The sequence below is a fragment of the Chryseotalea sp. genome (assembly GCF_057350905.1).
In genome coordinates this window covers 107,624-130,173 of sequence record NZ_JBMRCF010000009.1, presented here as the reverse complement: position 1 = coordinate 130,173, position 22,550 = coordinate 107,624, and the positions used below count along the sequence as shown (strand labels likewise).

Sequence of the window (22,550 nt, the reverse complement as noted above, 5' to 3'; positions counted from 1 at the left end):
ACCTTAAAAAATGGGACGAGCTCCCGCTAAACAATTAAATAATGGCTGTAAAAATCCGTTTGGCCCGCAGAGGCCGCAAAAAACTGGCAAAATACGATGTAGTCGTAGCTGATGCCAGATCACCACGTGATGGTAAATTCATTGAAAAGCTGGGTACTTACAACCCCTTAACTGTTCCTGCCACCATCGAATTAAACGATGAAAAGGCATTCGAATGGTTAATGAATGGTGCACAACCTTCTGATACCGTAAAGGCAATGTTGTCTTACCGCGGTGTTATGTTACGCAAGCACCTTCAAATTGGAGTGGTAAAAGGCGCTATTACGCAAGAGCAAGCCAATGCTAAATTGGAAGCCTGGGTAAAAGAGAAGCAATCTAAAATTGAAGCGAAACGCGATAAAGTGTCTAAGTCTAAGCAAGACAGTGCAAAAGCGCGTAAGGATGCTGAAACAAAGGTTAAAGAAGCAAGAGCTGAAGCGATTCGCAAGAAAGCGCAAGTGGCTGCTACACCTGCTGTTGAGGCTGCTGCCGAAGGTGAAGCTGCTCCTGCAGAAAATACCGAAGCATAATCTTCAAATAATTTTTTATAAAAATGCCGGTGATTTTCATCGGCATTTTTTTTACCCCACCACGATCATCAGCAAAAGAATATGGAGCTTTCAGACTGCTTTAAAATAGGATATGTGCAAAAAACACATGGCTTAAAGGGCGAAGTAACCATTGCCCTGGAACCAGGTGCACCTGATGATTTTGAAGCGATAACTTCCATTTTTGCTGAAGTGAAAGGCAGGTTGATTCCTTACTTTATCGAAGAAATATCTTTCAAAGGCGATAAGGCCTTTGTGAAATTTGAAGATGTGGATACTTCTGAAGCGGCCACTACGCTAAAGGGTTCCTCTTTATACTTACCCAAATCAGCAAGGCCAAAATCAAAACGCGGTGAGTTCTACAACGATGAAGTTATTGGCTTTACGGTGAATGACGCAACGGCAGGGCTATTGGGTAAAGTGGCTCGTGTTGAAAACGAGGAAGTTAATCCCCTGCTCATAGTACTGCAGGGTGAAAAAGAAATTGCCATCCCCATTAACGCACCCTTTATTATCAGCGTAAACAAATCAAACAAAAAAATAGAAGTAGACTTACCAGAAGGCTTATTGGATCTGTAAAAGAATAGATCGAATGCCCTACCCATATTTAGCGCTTTTCTCACCAGGCAAAACCACCTGCCACCTCAAAAATTTAGCTTTAGCCTAGCATCAGGAATATTCTTCGTAAATTTTATCCCCATGAAGTAACCTCTTCTAAAAAGCTGAGTTACCCTACTCGAACGACACATTGATTGGAAGCACTTTCGGATAATGCTTTAATGCTTAAGGTAAAGGACAATGACCTGGATAAACTGGGCCTGCTCTTTGAACGCTATAAAAAACCACTGTTCGGGTTTTTCTATAACCTCAATAAAGATCAGGAACTCAGCGAAGACCTGGTGCAAAATACCTTCCTGCGCATTTTAAAATACCGCCATCTCTTTCGCTTGCCAGAAAACAATGTGCAAGATGCAGGAGAAGGCAGTTTCAGAACCTGGATGTTTCACATTGCGCGTAATGTGAGTCATGATCATTACCGAAAGGATAAAATCAAAAACAAAGAAAATGTTGAAGACTGGCAACACCAGTTAATCCATCATGAGCATAAGTCGAACGAACTGGAACAGCAGGACGAACAGGCTTTACTCATGCTGGCGATGGAGAGATTGCCAGCTGATAAACGTGAGATTTTATTACTTAGCAAATACCAGGAGAAAAAGTACAAAGAAATAGGTGAAGTATTGGGATGCTCGGAAGGAACTGTAAAAGTAAAAGTATTTCGGGCTTTACAAGAACTTAAGACTGTTTATCAACAATTAGAAAAACGCATGTAGTATGGAAAGGAATCGTGTAGAAGAATTGATTAAAAAATACAATGCCGGCATAGCAGATACAACTGAAATACAACAATTGGAGCAATTGCTCGAATCCGGTGAAGTATCAATAGAGCAATTGAAGGATGTTGATATGCTGCAAGACAAACTTGAGCGTATTAATAACGGATCACCTTCCCTTCAGCTTGATGATCGTTTTTACAAGATGCTGGCCAACGAAAAGCGAAAAGAAAAGAAATTTACCTTTTCACTGCCGAGTTGGTCTGCATTCTTACCAAAGCTTTCTTTCGCAGCTTCCTTTACCATACTCGGTTTTTTCATGGCTTACTTGTTCATTAACAGAACAGCCGCCCCTGAAGTAAAGCAACTAACAGAGGAAGTCAGTGATTTGAAAGAGATGATGATGCTTTCATTATTAGAAAAAGAATCCGCTACCGATCGCTTACGGGCTGTTAGTCTTACCGATGAAATGCCCCAGGCCAGCAAAGAAGTGACAGAAGCACTGATTAAAACTTTAAATAATGATGTAAACATCAATGTTCGCCTGGCTGCACTCGAGGCATTAAAACCGTACGTTGGCGATAGTGCAGTGCGCATGGCTTTGGTGAAATCCATAGCACAACAAGCATCGCCTTTAATACAAGTGGCCATGGCCGAATTAATGGCTGCTATTCAGGAGAAAAATGCGGTAAAAGAATTTGAAAAAGTGCTTGAGCGCAATGATACACCAGAAGAAGTGAAGCAAAGAATTCAAAAAAACCTGGAAGTTCTGATCTAAGTCTTGTGTCGTTCAATACAAGTATTTAAAAAAGAACTACGATGAAAAATATATTAATAATTATAATGGTAATGACTGGAAGCCTTTTACAGGCCCAGACCTTCAGCGAAGTCATTAAAAAAGAATTTGTCTTCGAAAAGATAAGTGATGCCAACGCACTTATGCTTTTCAATGTCAGTGGAGATGTGAAAATCAGCGGCTATGATGGTGATAAAGTTATCATTGAAGTAGAAAGGAAAATAGCGGCCAAGACTGCTGCAAGGCTTGAGCAGGGCAAACAGGAAATCGCACTTGGGTTTCTTGATAAAGCCGATACGCTTATTTTATACACCAAAGGTCTATGCAATGCTTTTGGTAAATACAATCAGGTTCATGCTAAACGTAACAATAAAAAGTATAATGGTTATGGGTATGACTGGAATGATTGTAACAACAGGGAATATGAAAAAACCTATGAATATGAAATGAACTTTGTGATCAAAGTCCCTAAAAATATTCATGTAATGGCTTCCACTATTAATAACGGAGACGTCTGGATCGATAACACAACTAAATCAGTGATCGCCAACAATATAAACGGAAGTATCACCCTGAATAATATTACAGGACCTACCCAGGTGTCTACCATTAATGGTAATGTTGACTTACACTATGTGAGTAATCCTCCGGCCGACAGTCGCTACTATACTTTAAATGGTGACATCAATGCCAATTTTAAAAAGGGATTAAAAGCGGATCTGGCTTTCGAAAGTTATAATGGCGAACTCTTCACCAATGTTGAACAACTCGAAGTCGTTCCTGTGAGTATAGAGAAAAAAGAAAGTACCAAAGGATTAAAATATAAGGTAGGTGGAACCAGATACCGCATTGGGGACGGTGGTATACTCCTTGATTTTGAAACCTTTAATGGTAACGTCTATATCAAAGAAATGTAAACACCTTACACACAATTCAATCATCAATTCAAAATAGCAATCATTATGAAAAAATATATCGTATTTCTAACTACAACTTTATTCCTTTTATACTTCAATGCCACGGCACAAAGTGATGGAGAATTTACAGTACCCTTAAGTGATCCCGCCAAGCGAATTAAACTCGTAGTTGATATCAATTACGGAGGCATTATTTTAATGGGTACACCACGCAAAGATGTACTTGTCAGGTATTCCTCAGAAGAAAGTAAAAATAATAATGCCAAAAATAATGGTGGTAAAGAAGGAATGAAAAGAATAAGCGGAGGCACTATGGATTTAGAGGTTTCTGAAAACCAAAACAGCGTTCGTATTGAGTCAAGCTCGTGGAGTAATAAAATGAATTTATATGTAGAAGTACCCTTTGGCGCTGATGTTACTTTAAGCAGCCATAACAGTGGCGACCTGAGTGCCAGTGCCATTCAGGGACAGGTAGAGTTGGAAACCTACAATGGAAAAATTACTGCTGATAAAATTTCTGGTTCTGTTGTTGCATCAACCTATAATGGAGAAGTTAAAATCAGTTTTGACAAAATTACAGAAGGGACACCCATGTCTTTCTCATCTTACAATGGAGACATTGATATCACTGTACCATCCTCTTTCAAAGGATCATTAAAAATGAGAACCGAACAAGGTGATGTTTTTTCAGATTTTGATGTGGCCCTTGTAAAGAGTGCCCCTATACAGAAGAAAGACACAAAGTCAGGTGTGTATAAAGTGGTCATAGACGAATGGGTAAAGGGCGATATCAATGGCGGTGGCCCCGAGTTTATGATGAAGACCTACAACGGAGATATTTTGATTAGAAAAAAGTAATCTGGATTGTCAAAAAATAGGAGAGCTATCGTTATGGATAGCTCTCTTTACTTTATATAGAACAAAACATTTCTTTTCCCTGGTCTGTGTCCTCACAGACCAGTATTGTTACGCTGCTTGTTAAGTTAAAAATTACTTTATCCCTTGTTACAAACCATATTTCGGTCTGTGGAGACACAGACCGAGAAGTATAACCTCAGAGTTCCCTTAGGGAAACTCTGAGGGGGAGTAGGTTATTTAGCAAAGGCGAGTATACTTCTTTCAATGATATCACAACACTCGTGTACTTGTTCTTCCGTAATGACGAGCGGTGGCGCGAGGCGAATAATGTTACCATGAGTAGGCTTAGCCAGTAAACCATTTTCAGCAAACTTCATACAAATATTCCAGGCCGTTTCGCTGTCTGGTGTATCGTTGATGATAATCGCGTTTAACAAACCCTTACCCCTTACCAAAGTCACCATGCTTGTTTTTTTCATAAAGGCCTGCATACGCTCTCTGAAAACTTTTCCAAGTCTTTCGGCATTTTCAGCAAGCTTCTCGTCTTTCACAACTTGTAAAGCCTCCATGCAGACTGCTGCCGACAATGGATTTCCACCATAGGTAGAACCATGCTCACCTGGTTTAATTACCAGCATCACTTCATCGCTGGTTAACACAACGGATACAGGCAATACCCCACCTGATATGGCCTTACCTAAAATCAGCATGTCTGGCTTTACATGCTCATGATCAGAGGCTAACATTTTACCGGTACGGGCAATGCCAGTTTGTATTTCATCCATCATCAGCAACACATTGTGCTTTTTACACAATTGCTCTGCTGATTTTAAATAACCATCAGCCGGAACATACACACCTGCTTCACCTTGAATAGGTTCAATCCACAAGCCACATACATTCGGATTGGCCAATGCTTTTTCTAAAGCAGGCACATTGTCATAATCCACAATTTCAAAACCTGGCATAAAAGGTCCGAAGCCTTTACGAGCCGATGGATCGGTTGAAGCCGAGATAATGGTTGTAGTACGACCATGAAAGTTTTTTTTCACCGCAATAATCACGGCTTCATTATCGGGAATACCCTTTTTAGTATAACCCCACTTGCGTGCTAACTTAATGGCTGTCTCATTGGCTTCAGCACCACTGTTCATAAACAGTGCTTTCTCGTAGCCAAAAGTTTCGCAAACATACTTTTCTGCAATACCTAGTTTATCATTATAGAAAGCACGTGAAGTTAGTGTCAGTTCTTTAGCCTGATTAATCAAGGCATTAATAATGCGGGGATGACAATGACCTTGGTTTACAGCACTATAAGCCGATAAAAAATCAAAGTATCGTTTGCCTTCAACATCCCACAAAAAAACGCCTTCACCTCTGTTTAGCACCACTGGCAGCGGGTGATAGTTATGTGCACCGTACTTATCTTCCAGTAAAATTGCCTCGCGGCTGGATGTAATTGTTTCAACCATAAAAAAGCCTTGTTTGCTTTTATGCAAACGTTGCAAATTTACCAAATAAGGGATTGAAAGCCAATTCGGTTAACCCAAAGAAGCCTTTAAGAATTTAAAAACGTGACAGTATTTGTCATTAAGAAAGGGTTTATTTGCATATCAGTATTGCTATGGAAATTCTTTATCTCGTTATCGGATTGTTGATAGGCGGGCTTTTAGCCTGGTTTGCCCTACGCTCAAAGTTCCTGTCAGAAAATCAGCAAACTGCCGGGCTTTTACTGGCTGAGCAGGAAAAGGCTAAAACACTTGATTTGCGATTAATTGAACAAAAAAAAGAGCTCGAAGCTGAACGCAATAAGGCATCTGCACTGGCCACTAACCTCGCCTCTACGGAAACCAATTATATTAACCTGGAGGAAAAATTAAAAGAGCGTAAAAAGGAGATAGAAGAACTGCAAAATCAGTTTGCTTTTCAGTTTAAAAATCTGGCAAATGATATTTTTGAAGAAAAAAGCAAAAAGTTTACAGAGCAGAATAAGACTAATCTAAGTGAAATTTTAAATCCGCTGAAAGAAAAAATTACTGACTTCGAAAAGAAGGTAGAACAAACTAATAAAGAAAGCATTGACCGCAATTCTGCCTTGCGTGAACAACTGGTTAATCTGAAAGAATTAAACCAACAAATAACAAAAGAGGCAAGCAATCTTTCTAAAGCACTAAAGGGCGATTCTAAAACACAAGGAACCTGGGGAGAAATTCAGCTGGAAGCCATTCTCGAAAGGGCCGGTTTGCAAAAAGATATTCATTATTTCAAAGAAAAGAATTTCAAAAACGAAGAAGGGCTCAATCAACGGCTGGATTACATTATTAAACTTCCGGATGATAAATACCTTGTCCTCGATTCTAAAGTTTCCTTGACTGCCTACAGCGAATATTACAACACAAGTGATGAAGTCGAGCAAAGTAAATTTCTGAAAAGTCACTTAGATAGCGTTTATTCACACATCAAATTGTTAAGCGAGAAAAATTATCAAAATCTATATGAAATCAATCAACCAGATTACGTGATGATGTTTTTGGCCAACGAACCAGCACTTACGCTAGCATTAAAAGAAGATAATTCTTTATACGAAAAAGCACTGGACAAAAATATTGCTTTAGTGTCTGCCACTACCTTACTGGCAACCTTGCGTACAATTGGCTATATCTGGAAGCAGGACATGCAAAACAAAAATGCACTTGAAATTGCACGCCAGGCAGGATCGCTCTATGATAAATTCCATACCCTTATTGAAGATTTGACTAAAGTGGGCAATAATTTAAAATCAACGCAAAACAGTTATCAGGATGCGATGAATAAACTCATTGAAGGCAAGGATAATCTGGTGCGCAAAACTGAAAGACTCAAGGAACTGGGTGCAAAAACCACTAAGCAACTGAGTCAGCAATTGTTAGACCGTGCCGATTAAAGTGCCCAAAGAATTATCTTAAAAAGCAACAAAAAAACTATTTCTTTTTTTATAAACACGGACTTGCCCACGATCAGGGTAATCCTAAATTTGCGTCCCTATTTTACAATATGAGTGTAGATCAGAATCTTTCGCGCTGGACAGAACAAATTGCCAGAGAGTTTTCATTAGTACAAAAAAACGTTGATGCCTTAGCCAGTCTTTTGGAAGAAGGCGCTACGATACCCTTTATCTCACGCTACCGTAAAGAAATGACAGGCAGCATGGATGAGGTGATGATCGCCAATGTGCGCGACCGTATCGAACAATTGCGGGAACTTGATAAACGCAAAGAAGCTGTGATCAGCTCCATTGAAAAACAAGGCAAGCTTACCCCTGAGTTACTATCGGCTATTGCTAAATCTGAAACGCTGGCAGAGGTTGAAGATTTATACCTGCCCTACAAGCCCAAGCGTAAAACACGTGCTTCGGTGGCTAAGGAGAAAGGACTGGAACCACTGGCAGAAAGAATTTTCAGTCAGGAAAAAATTTCTATCGCTGAATTGGCTAAAACTTTTATTGATGCCGAAAAAGGTGTGAATACCGAAGAAGAGGCCTTAGAAGGTGCGCGCGATATCATGGCTGAATGGATCAGTGAAAATCAGGAAACCAGAAAACGTATACGCGAAATCTATTGGACCCAAGGCGTTGCTGAATCGCGTGTGTTAAAAGGTAAAGAAGAGGAAGGCCAGAAATTTAAAGATTACTTTGAGTGGAAAGAGCCTATCGGTAAAGTACCTTCTCACCGCATGCTTGCCATGCGCAGAGGTGAGAAAGAAGGTATTCTCATGCTGGATATTTTTCCGGGCGAAGAAGAAGCCATTTCATCTATTGAAAGACAAATCATTAAAGGTGAAAATGCCTCCACTGAGCAAATTCGTTTAGCCATTAAAGACAGCTATAAGCGTTTGATACGTCCTTCGTTAGAAACAGAAGTGCGTATTGAAAGCAAGATGAAAGCGGATGATGAAGCCATCAAAGTATTCTGCACTAACCTAAAAGAGTTATTACTGGCAGCACCCTTAGGTCAGAAAAATGTGCTGGCACTTGATCCCGGTTTTCGCTCAGGTTGTAAACTTGTCGTATTAGATCGTCAGGGTAAATTACTTTTCAATACCAACATCTATCCGCACGAACCCCAGCGCGAAACGGCCAAGTCGAGAGTGATTGTTAAAGAACTCTGCGAAAAATTTGATGTAGAGGCAATTGCCATTGGAAATGGCACAGCCAGTCGTGAAACAGAAGCTTTTGTAAAAAGTATCGGCCTGCCAAACAAAATATTAGTGGTGATGGTGAACGAGAGCGGTGCCTCGGTTTACTCCGCCAGTGATGTGGCGCGTGAAGAATTTCCTGACTATGATGTAACGGTGCGTGGTGCTGTATCGATTGGCAGACGCTTAACTGATCCTTTGGCAGAGTTGGTGAAGATTGATCCGAAATCTATTGGTGTTGGTCAATACCAACACGATGTTGATCAGGTGAAATTGAAGCAAGGCCTGGATGACGTAGTTATGAGTTGCGTGAACTCTGTCGGTGTTGAAGTAAACACAGCAAGTAAAGAACTGCTTGCTTACGTATCGGGTTTGAACAGCTCCATTGCAAAAAATATTGTTGAGTATAGAAATCAAAACGGACCTTTCAAAAGCCGCGAAGAGTTAATGAAAGTTTCTCGTTTGGGGGAAAAAGTATTTGAGCAGGCCGCAGGTTTCTTGCGCATTCGCGAAGCGCAAAATCCACTGGATGCCAGTGCCGTTCACCCGGAAAGCTACACCATTGTAGAAAAGATGGCCAAAGATCTGCAATGCAGTGTAAAAGATTTGATGAGCACCGCGGAGTTGCGTAAACAACTTGATTTGAAAAATTACATTACAGAAAAAGTCGGCTTACCAACACTTACCGATATTGTAGCTGAATTAGAAAAACCAGGTCGCGATCCACGCGAAGGTTTTGAAGTATTCAGTTTCACCGATGGCGTAAATGAAATTAAAGATTTGAAGATTGGTATGAAGTTACCGGGTATTGTTACTAACGTAACAGCCTTTGGTGCTTTTGTTGATATTGGTGTTCACCAAGATGGTTTGGTACACATCAGTCATTTATCTGATAAGTTTGTAAAAGACCCTAACGAAGTGGTCAGTGTTCAACAGAAAGTAACCGTTACGGTTACAGAGGTGGACGTGGCACGCAAACGTATTGGCCTGTCGATGAAGAGTGATCCTTTTAGTGATGCTCCTGCTCAGCAGAAAGCGAAGGGCGCACCGGATAAAAGAAGAAATGATAAGCCAGCGAAACCTGAACCAAGCATGGAAGAAAAACTAGCCATGCTGATGAGTAAATTCAAAAAGTAATTTTAACGAATTGATTTAAAGAGCCAGGGTAATTTTATCCTGGCTTTTTTATTGACCGATTTCTAAAAAAATCAATAAACCAAATACCTTAAAATTAAGGTATCCACATAGCACCTTTCAACTTTCCGTATAAGTCTTACATTCTTTTGATTTAAAAATTTGCAAAAAAATTTTGTGCTTATTAAAACCTACTGCACTTTCGAGCTCAGGCTTATTCATATGTCATGCTCAAGCATAAGTTTAATATTAAGTCCTCGACCTTTCTTAATTAGGTAAACACTTGCGTTGCTAGACAACTACAGTATTTATATCTATACGGAAAATAGGTTTTACTTTAATGGATCGTTTTATTTTCAATTTTAAGTATATTCGTTAAAACGACCATTTTTTTGAAAAAGCCTGCCCAATACCTTTTTCGACTTATTGTACTTCAAACTGTCTTAGTCACCTTATCCTACCTTTCACATCAGTTAGGTAACGTTACTAATTCACTACTGCTATACTTACCCCTCGTGCTGGGCATCTTGTATATCCATTGGTTTGGTCTGAAGATCTTACCCGTCATCTTCATCAATGGCATAACTACCATGATGATATGGGGCGTAACTAAATTTCCGCCTAAGATGTTAGTACTGACAACACATGAGGCGGCAGTGGCGCTCTCATCATGGTTGCTCTATACTCAATTCAGTAGTAACAAAAACTTCCAACCATTTTCAAACACTAATAACTTTTTACGTTTTGTTCTGCTGGGGATTGTTATACCAATATGCATTAACTCAGTCTATGTATACCACTATGGATTTGTGAAGGGTGACATGGATAAGGTATCTATGTTCTGGTTATCTGATTTTATCACCATTTTTCCAATAGCTATCTGTTTGCTATACTTCATTCAACCAACAAAAAGCTCAGGGAAATGGGCTATTAAATTCAATAAGCCAAAAATTTCAAAGCAAGCCTATTTTGAGTTAAGCCTTGTCTGCGCAACTTTTGTTGTCTTGTCGTTGCTTTTTCCTTTTGATAAGTATTGGTTTATCTATGGCATTGGCGCCACATTCTTTGCCTTGCGATGGGGCTTCGAAGTCGCGATCGTGCTTAATGTAATCATTTTTATGCTCAGCTATTTATTGCCCTTATTCGACTTTGCTTCATCCTTATTAATAACACAGGGATCCACACAATACTTCAGTGTTCACTTAGGGATGAGTACCATGCTGTTCGTTTCGGCTTTGGTTGGCCGTGTGGTTTCTGACTTGAGTGAAACCGAGAGAGATCTAAAAGAACAGAAGAGCAAGGCTGAACTCATGAATGCTGAACTGGAACAAAAAAATGAGGAGCTTGATCGGTTCGTCTATAGTGTATCTCACGATTTAAGTGCACCCTTAAAGTCTATTAAAGGTCTTGTCAACATCAGCAGAATAGAGCCACAGCAATCGCACATTTATATTGATAAGATTGATAAAAGTGTTAATCGACTTGAGGAATTTATTGAAGAAGTCCTGGATTACTCACGTGCAAACCGCAACACAATCCAATACGAAAAAATTGATCTGGCCGAATTGATCTATGATATCAACAATAAGTTCGAGTTTCTCGAAGGCTTTGATAAAATTGAATTTAGTATCAATCTTGAAACACCTTATATCATCAGTGACCGGTTATTAATGCGTGTAACACTTAACAATCTGTTGTCTAATGCGATTAAGTATCAAAAAAAATACAAGGATCACCAACCCACCATCACCATACATGCGTATGCAGTAAGTGGCATGCAATTAATTGAAGTAAGCGATAATGGAGAAGGCGTGCGGGAAGAGTATCAGGATAAACTTTTCAATATGTTCTTCAGAGGAACGGCAAGTTCATCTGGCTCAGGCCTTGGTTTATACATTGCAAAAGAGGCCATTGGAAGATTAGGAGGTAAAATCACCATGTCATCAAAGTGGGGAACTGGCTCTTCCTTTACCATTCACCTGCCTTATGTAAAATAAAAAAAGCCTGATCGTTGATCAGGCCTTTCATTAAAAATAAAATCAGTAATTATTTAGCAGCAGCAAAGCGTTTTGCTACTTCTGCCCAATTCACCACATTCCAGAAGGCTGTAATATAATCTGGTCTGCGGTTCTGATAGTTCAAATAGTAAGCGTGCTCCCAAACATCCAAGCCTAGAATAGGTGTGCCTTTTACTTCAGCCACATCCATTAAAGGATTATCCTGATTAGGTGTAGAGGTAATGGCTAATTTTCCATCAGCACCTACAATCAACCAAGCCCAACCTGAACCAAAACGCGTTGCACCTGCAGCTGCAAATTTGGTTTTAAACTCATCAAAGTTTCCGAAAGCAGCATTGATCGCATCAGCCAATGCACCTGTTGGTGCACCTCCTGCATTTGGTCCCATCACTGTCCAGAATAAGCTGTGGTTGTAATGTCCACCGCCATTGTTACGAACGGCAGCCGGATATTTTGAAATGTTTTTGCATATCTCTTCAATGCTCAGGTTTTCTTCTGGCTTGCCAGCAACAGCTGCATTGAGATTTGTAACATACGCATTGTGATGCTTGCCATGGTGTATCTCCATTGTTTTTGCATCGATGTGTGGCTCCAGGGCTGTAGTAGCGTATGGAAGCGCGGGTAATGTAAAAGCCATAATTGATATATTAAGGTTTAACTATTTAAATTGATGATCTGCATCATATTCACGCAACCTGCTTTTGACAGATTCGAAATACACTCTAACAACTACAATACTCCAAAATTTGTTCACCATAATCCATTAAAATGGCAGGTCATCTGATGATTGTGTGGAAGAAGATGAATCAAAAGTATCATAGGCAGGGGGCGCACTGTAACCAGCACCACCTCCGTTGTCACCTTGCTTCTCAAGTTTCCAGGCACGTGCTTCTGTATACCAACGGCCATTGTATTCACGGCTTTCTAAATCCACAGATACACTAACCTGATCGCCCACTGACAAGGCGAATTGTTGTATTTTATCTCCCCATATCGAAAGACAAACTTTCTTGGGATACTGACCTTGTGTCTCAACAATAAATTCCTGCTTGCGCCAGGTTCCTTTTTTTCCAGCTCCGGTTTGTTCTGCCAAAATCTGGATCACTCTTCCTTTTACGTCCATTATACTATAATTTAATCTCTGATACTTTTAAAAAATGTATTGATCAATGTGCGGCTCTCCGCTTCTTTCACACCACGAACTACCTCTGTTTTTGCATGCAGTATCGGTGACTTGATCAATCCATAACCTCTTTGCACATCACTGGCCCCAAACACCAATTTACTTAACTGTACCCAGTGCAGCGCACCTGCACACATCACACAAGGCTCTAAGGTAACATATAAGGTGCACTCTGTTAAGTATTTTGACCCAAGAAAATTCGCTGCGGCAGTAACCGCCAGCATTTCTGCGTGGGCGGTGGCATCGGTCAGCTTCTCTGTCTGGTTGTGCGCCCTGGCTATAATCCTGTTATTGGCCACAACTACAGCCCCGACAGGCACCTCACCAATGGCCAATGCCTTTTGCGCTTCCTTCAGCGCCTCTTGCATAAAGTAATCGTCTGTAAAAACCTCCACTATGGCCATAAATACAACTTGTAGGGGTACAAAACTATGAAACTTGACCTTCGCTTTTTCAGTATATGCTTCTTTAATCAAAACAAAATGATGAAATTTTTATCCACACTTCTGCTTGCATGCTTTGTTTATGCAACGGCCCTTTCTCAGCAGGCTACGCCTTCATTAAATAGTTATTTTACAAAGGACGATGAATTACAAAACTGGAAATGGCTGCACACCACCGAAGGCTGGCCCGACAAGGCCAAAAAGAAAGAAGTAAAAGATGGTAATCTCATTATTGAGCCTGGTACATCTGGCTGGTTTGCAGATAAAAATGCTCCTTTTTTATACAAGGAAGTTGCTGGTGATTTTGATGTACGCGCTCGCATCAAAGCTAGCGGACTCTCTTCTGATATCTCACAAACCATTTGGTCATTAGGTGGACTGATGGTACGCGTTCCCAAACGCACAAGCAAAGAGCAGTGGAAAGCCAAGGAAGAAAACTGGATGTTTATGACGACTGGTGTAGCCGAAGAAAGTGGTAAGCAGGTAATCGAAACAAAGTATACACTCAACAGTAAATCAAATTTAAAATTGCGCGATGCCAAAGCGGAGTGGATTACGTTGCGCATTACGCGCATTGGCAATGCTTTTATTATGTTGTATAAATACGATAAAGATAAAACATGGACTGTGCATGATCGGTTTTACCTGGTGGACTGGCCACCGGTTTTACAAATAGGATTAAACTGCTACACCAACAGCACGGCAGTGCCAGGTAATATTTTATGGGGCGATCCTTTCAAATTTAACAATGAAGAATTTGATCATCTTGGCAAATGCGATTTCAGACTAACGGTTGACTATGTGCATTTCAATAAACCTATTGTAAACTACAACGATCCTAATCCGGGTAAGCAATGGCTTAATCAGGTTTATACGAACAGACTAGTGGATTATTCATTAAGCAACGAAGCACTGCTGAAAATAATTGGTGAGTAACTATCTTATACTCCTCGTCTCCTCTAGGGACGAGGAGTTGGTTTAGATTAATATACTTTTAACACTGAGTGGCCTTTATCGTAGGTGGTGCATAAAAGGACATAAGAATATTTCAAAATCATTCGAATAAAGCTATCCACTTGAGTTTTCACTCCCAGGCCGTTGGGCCTCGCATACTCATTCAAGGCTATATGCTATCCGCACATACCCTGCCAGGCCGAAGATAGCATAAGGCCTTGCCTGAGCATGCTGTAAGAAAGCATAAGAAATTCAATATGTGCTGAATAAATCTGTTCATGTCTCTGTGATCGATGAGGCGTTTTAGTCACACCTCTCCCCGCCTAGAGACAAGGAGTTGGTTTAGATTAATATACTTTTAACACTAAGCGCCCTTTACCGTGGGTGGTGCATAAAAGGACATAAGCATATTTCCAAATCATTCGAATAAAGCGATACACTTGAGTTTTCACTCCCAGGCCGTTAGGGCTCACATACGCTTACGAAGTTGTTTTGAAGGAATCTGCTAAGAGAATTAACGGATACTTACTTCACCCTTACCGACTTCATTACCTGGCTGGCGGTTGCCTGCCAGTCCGCTTTTACATTGGCCGGACAATTAAAGGAAAATACCAACGTACGATTTTTCTCTACCAGGTATTGGATGTAAGTATACTTAATAACGGGTGCCCTTTGTGTCTCATTGGCCCTCATACCATTCATCCGCGACTCCATTTCAAAAAATATGTAGCGCTTGCCATGAATTTCTACAACTCCTTCATTGATAAAGTCCACTTTATCATATAAGTTTTGTAGCCCTGACCTGAAGAATTTACCGGCCAGTTCAAGGTTGGCATCAGGCCATTGGGTGGCTGAAATATTTACACTAATGTCAATATCCCGATCCGGATTGGTGTAGGCAGCCAGGGGCGCTCTTACTGAGGGCAGTCTTTGTACAATGTCATCGGGCAACATCGGGGTGAATGTCTCAGGAATGGATACTGTGATACCCTCGCTGATCTTGGTTTTAACCAGTTTGGGGCCATTTACAAAAGCAGTGGCTGTTAAGAGTAAAATAATGAGTAAGTATCGCATAGCTAGGAAAGATTCAATTAAATTCGCGCCTGCTTTCGCTCAAGCTTCAGCAGGCAAGCTTCAAATTTAAGACTTACCAGCCGAAGCGCTAGCGCAGCTTGGCAAAATTAACATTTCTATATGCTACGATCTCATACCTGCGGTGAATTAAGAATTTCGGATGTTGGAAAGACAGTAAAGCTGGCCGGTTGGGTGCAGCGGAGTCGCGATAAGGGCAGTGTGCTGTGGATCGATCTGCGCGACCGTTATGGCTTAACCCAACTAATTTTTGAAGAGGGGAAGACAGAGGCAAGCCTCTTTGATCAGGCACGTGCCACAGGCCGCGAATTTGTTATTCAGGTGGAAGGTGTTGTTGCTGAACGCCTCTCCAAAAACGATAAAATTCCTACCGGAGAAATAGAAGTAAAGGCAACAAAGCTAAGTGTACTGAACACTGCCAAGCTACCTCCCTTTACTATAGAAGATGAAACAGATGGTGGCGATGACCTGCGCATGAAGTACCGCTACCTGGATTTGAGAAGAAATTCTGTGCGTGAAAAATTACAGTTGCGTCATAAAATGGCACAGCAAACACGTGCCTATCTGGATGCACAGCAGTTTATAGAAGTGGAAACGCCTGTGTTGATTAAGTCAACACCCGAAGGTGCGCGCGACTTTGTAGTGCCTTCGCGCATGCACAATGGTGAGTTCTACGCCTTACCTCAATCTCCTCAAACATTCAAACAATTACTGATGGTTTCAGGCTTCGACCGCTACTATCAAATTGTAAAATGCTTCCGTGATGAAGATCTGCGTGCGGATCGTCAGCCTGAGTTTACGCAAATCGACTGTGAAATGGCTTTCATTGAACAGGAAGATATTCTCAACACTTTCGAAGGATTGATCAGACATTTATTCAAAAGTGTAAAAGGCATTGACCTGCCAATAGTACAGCGCATGCAATACGCAGATGCCATGAAGTTTTATGGCAACGACAAACCTGATACGCGTTTTGATATGCGCTTTGTAGAGTTGAAGGGTGAAGGTATTGACCTTACCTCCGGTAAAAACTTTGTGGTGTTCGACAATGCAGAATTGGTAGTCGGTGTTAATGCCAGCGGCTGCAGTGATTTTACACGTAAGCAACTTGATGAATTAACTGAATTTGTAAAGCGCCCGCAAATTGGCGCCAAGGGTTTAGTGTATGTGCAATGCAAAACAGATGGCACTTTTAAATCTTCTGCTGATAAATTCTTTAGCAGCGATGATTTAAAGAAATGGGCAGAAACTTTCAATGCCAAGTCTGGAGATTTATTATTGATACTGGCCGGAGAAAGCAATGCCACCAGAAAACAATTAAGTGAGCTGCGCTTGCATGTTGGTGAACAATTAGGCTTACGCGATAAAAATAAATTCTCAGCCTTATGGGTACTTGACTTCCCCCTATTAGAATGGGATGAAGAAAGTAAACGTTACCATGCTATGCACCACCCCTTCACTTCGCCTAAGCGCGAGGACATACACTTGCTTGAAAGTGATCCGGGTAAGGTGAGAGCCAATGCCTATGACATGGTGCTGAATGGAACAGAAATTGGTGGGGGTTCTATTCGTATCCACGACAGACCTACACAGCAGATGATGTTCACACATCTTGGCTTTAGCGAAGTTGAGGCGAAAAAACAATTTGGTTTCTTAATGGAGGCTTTTGAATTTGGTGCACCGCCTCATGGTGGTATCGCTTTTGGTTTCGATCGCCTGTGCTCACTCTTTGGTGGCTCCGATTCAATCCGCGACTTTATTGCATTCCCTAAAAACAATGCCGGTCGTGATGTGATGATTGATACACCCTCTACTATTTCCGAAGAGCAATTGAAAGAGCTGGGGATAAGAATTTAGAAGAGAGAATACGGTAGGTAGGATACAGAAGGTAGAATGAATTAACGAGTGCTGTTTTGTGTACTCCGCTATCAGTTCTGTGTATAACAGACCGGTAATTAAAATCATTAATCCTATATTATTAAAACAAAATAGCCCGAACGATCGGGCTATTCTTCTATCACAATAGTTGTGCAATTTCCATCAGTCAGTATTACTTTTTTTAGTATAGTCTTTTAACTAAGGCTCGATTTTCAAAATAAAACCTCTTCCATGTACGTTTACTATAGCAATACTAGGGTCATCTTTCAAGTATTTTCTTAATCGGGAAATAATAACATCCATACTACGCCTATTAAAATAATCGTTAGCTCCCCAACAATCATTTAGAATTGTTTTACGAGCCACCAATCTACCAGGAGTTTGCACCAGAATCTGTAATACTTCAGCTTCCCTGCTACTAATGGTCTGTGTAGATCCGTTTCTTGTTAAAGAAGAATTAATCATATCAAACTGAAAGCTACCAATTGACACAATTTTTTTTATTACATTCTCAGTACCTGTTCGATTGATTACCGCGCTGATTCTTGCCATAAGCTCTTCTTCATCCACGGGTTTTGTAATGTAATCATCAGCCCCAAGCTTAAAGCCTTTTAGCTTATCAACTTTCAAAGATTTTGCCGTTAAAAAAATAATGGGCTGTGTTGGAGCAAGACGCTTGAGATCAGAAGCAAGTGAAAACCCGTCAATTTTGGGAAGCATAACGTCCAACAGACATAAATTAAAAGATTTGTCTCTGGCCAATATAATAGCCTGCTCGCCATCTTTTACCCAGGTTACATCGTAGCCATTCATAGTAAGGTATTCCTTTAGGACATAACCCAAACTATTGTCGTCTTCTACAAGCAGTATTTTGTATGCGTTATTCAAATGACTGGTAAGTAAATAGTAAATTCGCTGCCAACATGCTCCTTGCTTTTTAAAGTAATTGTTCCTTTATGTGCATCTACAATTTGCCTTACATAACTTAAACCTAGACCAAAACCCTTTGTATTGTGTATATTCCCCTGTTGTGCTCTGTAAAATCTTTGAAACACCAATTGCTGAGTTTCATTACTCATACCAATTCCTGAATCACGAATTGATAACAAAATACCGTTATCAGTATCCTTGGTAGAAATTGATATCATCGGTGCCTTATCTGAATACTTTATTGCATTATCCAACAGATTATTAACAACATTTTTCAAATGTATGTCATCCGCACTAAGCCTTGTTGTGGTGGCGTGTAGATCGAGTATAATACTCCCATCCTTTTCTGAAATAATCAATTGAAAATGACGTACCGCATTTTGAATCAGTTCATGCAAATCTACAGAGCGTTTTTCAAGTCTGAAGTTTCCAGAATCAATAAGAGCCATTTGTAAAATCTTGTCAACTTGTGTTTTTAATCGCTGTGCTTCTGTACTGATGAGATTTGCAAGGCCTGAGAGTTTTTCAGAACCTTTTAATTCATTCGCCTTTTTAAGAAGTCCTGCGGCTAGTTCAATTGAGAAGATTGGTGTTTTAAATTCGTGTGTCAAATTATTAATGAAGTCATCCTTAATTTCAGAAACCCTTCTTTGCTTCCTCAAGAGATAGATAATGTAAGCAAAAGCCAAAGCAAGTATTATGGCCAATGTAGCAGAAACAATAAAATTTCCACTGGCCATTTCCAACAAATAGCCTTCTTTGTCAAAAAAAATTGCAAGGTGATATTGGTTATCCTCGCCATAATCATAACCACAGGTAAGGCTACTGAGACCATAATCATGTTCACATTCGCCATCACAATCGTGGGTAACTTCAGGGGGGACAGAAGTGTTACTTGCATTTACAAGCGTAAAACTTTCCGATCGTTCTTTTCCATGAATATAAATGCCGTATTCATAATTCAGTGGAAGTTTGTATTGCACTAGTACTTGATCAACAATATAATGTATAGTTCTACTTAAGCTATCATCAGAGTCGTAATGAATCCAAACTGGCAATCGCAGCGCTGCATCTTCTCTATCTCGAAAAGCTTCTGTGACCTTTTCAGAAACAATATTGACCTTTTGACTAAACACCTGCTTATTCGTTTCGATAGATTGATTAAGTAGACGCATCTGTAAGAATAATAGTGTCAACAGTGCAGCCACAGCCAGGCTAGTTACCATCCATAGTTTTGCATCTATTGCTTTCATATCATGTAAAACTAAAAAATATGGATGGAATGTAAATATCTGTTAACGTTCTGTTAACAGATTTAATTATGAATAGTATCGTTAACTTATCATTCACACATTTAACACTTTCATTAAATACTTTAACCTAAGCCTGGCTCATAGCCAAGAATTTTCTTGGCTCCTTTGTTAAAAAAACAAATTATGAAAACAATTACATCCACAATCGCAGTATTAATGATTAGTGCATCAGTCGTATTTGCACAACAGTGTCCAGTTCCCACTCCCTTAGATATGCAGAAGGTATCCGGCACCTGGAAAGGCTATTACACTTTTAATGGAAACATGGAAGAGATAACAGTTGAATTAATAAATGCCAGAGAAACATTAAAAGCAATTGTATCTATACCTGGGCAATCAGTAAACCGAATTGAATTTAACACCAGTGTTTGTGAGTCGCAGGAAATTCATTTCAAAGCTCCTATTGGAAAGTATGCCTTCGAGTTTATAGGGACACCACAAGATAAAATCTTCAAAGGCGAAATAATAATAAATGATTTGACAGGAAAAACAGGTGAAGAAATTTTTGTCCTGAAAAAGTAAACCAGTTTATCCAATGAAATACAAAATCGAAATACTGCTGTTAGTTATCTTCCTAGTTCCAACTTTAGCGCTCGCACAAGGAAGTCAAATAACTATAAAGGGGACAATACAGTCAGATAAAAATGAAGTGTTGCCTGGTGCTACTATTCAACTAAAGGATGTAGATAATTACACAACTGTAAAAACGACCGCATCAAATTCAAATGGTGAATTTGAGCTTAAATTACTAAAAAGGGACAGCTGTATTATTCAGATAACCATGGTTGGCTATGTCCAAGTCATAAAGAAAATACTACCAATCAGTAATATTAATATGGAAGTAATTATTTTGAATGAAGATGTAAAGTTGCTAAGCGAGATTACAATTTCAGGCGCAAAAACGATTCTGGAATCCAAGCCCGGCATGACAATATACAATGTTGCCAGCGATCCCATGGCTATTGGCAAATCACTTTCTGAAATCGCAGCTAACTTGCCAGGAATTTCTCAAAATGGATCTGGTGGTCTTACTTATGGTGGAGAAAATCAAATTACCATTTTAGTCAATGGGCGGAAGTCCAATATCAATGCAACTGATATTATTCAACAGATCCAAGCTTCAAATGTAGATCGTATGGAGTTAATTACCGGAGCTGATCCACGGTTTGCATCCACTACCGGATCGGCAACTATCAATATTGTACTTAAAAAAAATAGAGAAAAGGGGATAAACGGGAACACATCACTTACTATGAATAATTATGGATTTATTAATGGCTCGTTCAATATCAATAGATTTTTTGGTCGGACTAATTATTATGCATTTGTGAGTAGTGATGATCGCTTCCTGAAAATGAATACAGATTATCACCGCAGAGATAAAGTTGGTGATACAATTCTGTTTTCACGACAAATTCGTAATTCCCTGAATCACTCGCTACGGACGTTAACAACTGGAGTTGACTTTTACGCTGATAGTCTCAATATAATTACCCTAGAGCATAATGGCTCCATTCATTCTGATAAAATGGATGCGGTGACTTCCCAAAGTAATCCGAAAGGATTCTTTAGCTCTACACGTATATTATCTGGGCCGAAAGAATTGGAAAATACGCTACTAGCCAATCATCAAGGACGTTTTAAAAAACCAGGAAGGCTTCTTGAATCCGAAATATCTATTACAAAATTTAATATGACTAATACTAAATCCTTTGGAGATGGTGAGAACCCTGAGCAACTTTCGTTAAAAAATCTTGCTTTGCGAATAAGAAGTGAATTTACAACTGCTTTGGCTAATAGTAGTAGTTTAAGTTTTGGTGTTGATTACTCAAACATTAAAACACAAAATATAATGAAAACTTTGGTGAGTAGAACTGAAAAAGAATTTTCATCTGAATTTATTTATGAAAACCAGAAAGCTGCCATTTATGGGTCATGGATCTTTAAACCAACCACAAAATTTAGTCTACGCCCCGGCCTTCGTCTTGAAAAGACCAAGTCAGTTGTTCATAGTAGTAGTTTTGATGGAATGACTTTTGATCTTATTGCCATTTTTCCAACCTTAAATGCACTATTGGAACTAAACAAAAGTAATAACATTTCATTTGACTTCATTCGTAAAATCCAACATCCGAACCCATACTCATTCTATACCTTCCCTAATCAGGCAGATACACTTAATTTACATAAAGGGAATCCGCGTCTCATCCCTTCTATTAGAAATGAAGGATCTTTTGAGCATCGCTATCTCGGCTCAAATGTTAGTCTTACAACCCGATTACATGTTCGTTATATTAAAAATGCCATGCTCGACTTCGCTCTTACTGATTCAGATAATCATATAAGTACTTTTACTGATAACGTTGGCAATGTCTTTTCCTATGGGGGCTCTGTAAACTTTTCAATAAATCCAGTAAAGAAATGGCGGATTACTACAAGTAGTAATTTAAATCTTTCAAATGCATCACTTATCAAGCAGGTTTATGTTTCAACAACTAGTTTGTATTCCGCTAGTGTTTCTTTAGGTAATAGATATTCTTTTAATAAAAAACTAAATACCGAGTTAAATATGCGAATGATGAATTATACACGCAGTTTAAGCGAAGTGTCTCAACCAATGTTTAACTTAACCTTTCAATTCAATTATGTATTACCAGGCGATCGGTTAACTATTTCTTTACTAGGACATGACCTGTTTTTTACAATGATTAATAGAGAGACTATTATACCCAATGATCAGATCGAACAAAATATGACTTCAACGAATCGGAGCAGGTTCATCCAAGGGACATTACGTTACAAATTTGGAAAATTAGAGAAAAATCGGAGCAGAAGATTAGGAAGTGAAAAGATACAGTTTAGTAATGGATAGGTGCAAATAGTCTACTTTTCCAAGGTTTGAAAACGTGCTATAATATGCTAACATCTATTCATTCTGTA

20 protein-coding genes are annotated in these 22,550 nt (G+C 39.6%); 13 read left to right on the top strand and 7 right to left on the bottom strand.

The features are described from left to right. Positions 1-41 precede the first annotated feature (41 nt). The 6 genes from ACO1XM_RS13405 to ACO1XM_RS13380 all read left to right on the top strand — a co-directional run bounded on the left by ACO1XM_RS13405 (position 42) and on the right by ACO1XM_RS13380 (position 4,492). Positions 42-569, top strand: a complete 528-nt coding sequence (locus ACO1XM_RS13405) for a 30S ribosomal protein S16 (protein ID WP_486229792.1) — start codon at positions 42-44, stop codon at positions 567-569. 81 nt (positions 570-650) lie between these two features. Continuing rightward, on the top strand, positions 651-1,166 hold the full coding sequence (rimM, locus tag ACO1XM_RS13400) for a ribosome maturation factor RimM (protein WP_486229790.1): 516 nt from the start codon (positions 651-653) through the stop codon (positions 1,164-1,166). 200 nt (positions 1,167-1,366) lie between these two features. Continuing rightward, entirely contained in the window at positions 1,367-1,921 is a 555-nt protein-coding gene (locus tag ACO1XM_RS13395) for an RNA polymerase sigma factor (RefSeq protein WP_486229788.1), read from the top strand. Between the two features lies 1 nt (position 1,922). After that, positions 1,923-2,699, top strand: coding sequence for a HEAT repeat domain-containing protein (locus ACO1XM_RS13390; protein ID WP_486229786.1), 777 nt, complete (start codon positions 1,923-1,925; stop codon positions 2,697-2,699). A 41-nt stretch (positions 2,700-2,740) separates the two neighbouring features. Beyond that, a complete protein-coding gene (locus ACO1XM_RS13385; RefSeq protein ID WP_486229784.1) occupies positions 2,741-3,634 on the top strand; it encodes a DUF4097 family beta strand repeat-containing protein in 894 nt (297 codons plus the stop codon). 45 nt (positions 3,635-3,679) lie between these two features. Beyond that, entirely contained in the window at positions 3,680-4,492 is an 813-nt protein-coding gene (locus tag ACO1XM_RS13380; RefSeq protein ID WP_486229782.1) for a DUF4097 family beta strand repeat-containing protein, read from the top strand. Positions 4,493-4,725: 233 nt separating this feature from the next. On the opposite strand, the gene rocD is transcribed toward ACO1XM_RS13380, so the two are convergent. Beyond that, positions 4,726-5,964, bottom strand: coding sequence for an ornithine--oxo-acid transaminase (gene rocD, locus ACO1XM_RS13375; RefSeq protein WP_486229780.1), 1,239 nt, complete (start codon positions 5,962-5,964; stop codon positions 4,726-4,728). A gap of 152 nt (positions 5,965-6,116) precedes the next feature. Between rocD and ACO1XM_RS13370 the strand changes: the two genes are divergently transcribed. The 3 genes from ACO1XM_RS13370 to ACO1XM_RS13360 all read left to right on the top strand — a co-directional run bounded on the left by ACO1XM_RS13370 (position 6,117) and on the right by ACO1XM_RS13360 (position 11,796). Next, a complete protein-coding gene (locus ACO1XM_RS13370; protein ID WP_486229778.1) occupies positions 6,117-7,415 on the top strand; it encodes a DNA recombination protein RmuC in 1,299 nt (432 codons plus the stop codon). 110 nt (positions 7,416-7,525) lie between these two features. Further along, on the top strand, positions 7,526-9,802 hold the full coding sequence (locus tag ACO1XM_RS13365) for a Tex family protein (protein WP_486229776.1): 2,277 nt from the start codon (positions 7,526-7,528) through the stop codon (positions 9,800-9,802). A 389-nt stretch (positions 9,803-10,191) separates the two neighbouring features. After that, positions 10,192-11,796, top strand: coding sequence for an ATP-binding protein (locus tag ACO1XM_RS13360; protein WP_486229774.1), 1,605 nt, complete (start codon positions 10,192-10,194; stop codon positions 11,794-11,796). 49 nt (positions 11,797-11,845) lie between these two features. On the opposite strand, the gene ACO1XM_RS13355 is transcribed toward ACO1XM_RS13360, so the two are convergent. The 3 genes from ACO1XM_RS13355 to ACO1XM_RS13345 all read right to left on the bottom strand — a co-directional run bounded on the left by ACO1XM_RS13355 (position 11,846) and on the right by ACO1XM_RS13345 (position 13,404). Next, entirely contained in the window at positions 11,846-12,454 is a 609-nt protein-coding gene (locus tag ACO1XM_RS13355) for a superoxide dismutase (protein WP_486229772.1), read from the bottom strand. A gap of 126 nt (positions 12,455-12,580) precedes the next feature. After that, entirely contained in the window at positions 12,581-12,940 is a 360-nt protein-coding gene (locus ACO1XM_RS13350) for a DUF3127 domain-containing protein (RefSeq protein ID WP_486229770.1), read from the bottom strand. Positions 12,941-12,951: 11 nt separating this feature from the next. Next, complete coding sequence (locus tag ACO1XM_RS13345; protein ID WP_486229824.1) at positions 12,952-13,404, bottom strand: nucleoside deaminase; 453 nt, start codon at positions 13,402-13,404, stop codon at positions 12,952-12,954. Positions 13,405-13,482: 78 nt separating this feature from the next. Between ACO1XM_RS13345 and ACO1XM_RS13340 the strand changes: the two genes are divergently transcribed. Then, positions 13,483-14,379 (top strand): DUF1349 domain-containing protein, encoded by an 897-nt coding sequence (locus tag ACO1XM_RS13340; protein WP_486229768.1) that lies wholly within the window; start codon positions 13,483-13,485, stop codon positions 14,377-14,379. 543 nt (positions 14,380-14,922) lie between these two features. On the opposite strand, the gene ACO1XM_RS13335 is transcribed toward ACO1XM_RS13340, so the two are convergent. Next, positions 14,923-15,471 carry a hypothetical protein gene (locus ACO1XM_RS13335; RefSeq protein WP_486229767.1) on the bottom strand — a complete coding sequence of 183 codons (549 nt, stop codon included), beginning with the start codon at positions 15,469-15,471 and terminating at the stop codon, positions 14,923-14,925. A 120-nt stretch (positions 15,472-15,591) separates the two neighbouring features. Between ACO1XM_RS13335 and aspS the strand changes: the two genes are divergently transcribed. Further along, positions 15,592-17,346, top strand: coding sequence for an aspartate--tRNA ligase (aspS, locus tag ACO1XM_RS13330; RefSeq protein ID WP_486229766.1), 1,755 nt, complete (start codon positions 15,592-15,594; stop codon positions 17,344-17,346). Positions 17,347-17,565: 219 nt separating this feature from the next. On the opposite strand, the gene ACO1XM_RS13325 is transcribed toward aspS, so the two are convergent. Both ACO1XM_RS13325 and ACO1XM_RS13320 read right to left on the bottom strand, forming a co-directional pair. Then, positions 17,566-18,255, bottom strand: coding sequence for a response regulator transcription factor (locus tag ACO1XM_RS13325; RefSeq protein WP_486229764.1), 690 nt, complete (start codon positions 18,253-18,255; stop codon positions 17,566-17,568). After that, the gene (locus ACO1XM_RS13320) at positions 18,252-19,550 is read right to left on the bottom strand and encodes a sensor histidine kinase (protein WP_486229762.1); all 1,299 of its coding nucleotides are present in this window, start codon (positions 19,548-19,550) and stop codon (positions 18,252-18,254) included. The genes ACO1XM_RS13325 and ACO1XM_RS13320 overlap by 4 nt, the downstream gene beginning before the upstream one ends. A gap of 183 nt (positions 19,551-19,733) precedes the next feature. Between ACO1XM_RS13320 and ACO1XM_RS13315 the strand changes: the two genes are divergently transcribed. Both ACO1XM_RS13315 and ACO1XM_RS13310 read left to right on the top strand, forming a co-directional pair. Next, positions 19,734-20,132: a hypothetical protein gene (locus tag ACO1XM_RS13315; protein WP_486229760.1), complete on the top strand. Its 399-nt coding sequence runs from the start codon at positions 19,734-19,736 to the stop codon at positions 20,130-20,132. Between the two features lie 13 nt (positions 20,133-20,145). Further along, positions 20,146-22,482 (top strand): outer membrane beta-barrel protein, encoded by a 2,337-nt coding sequence (locus ACO1XM_RS13310; protein ID WP_486229758.1) that lies wholly within the window; start codon positions 20,146-20,148, stop codon positions 22,480-22,482. The last annotated feature ends 68 nt before the right edge of the window (positions 22,483-22,550 follow it).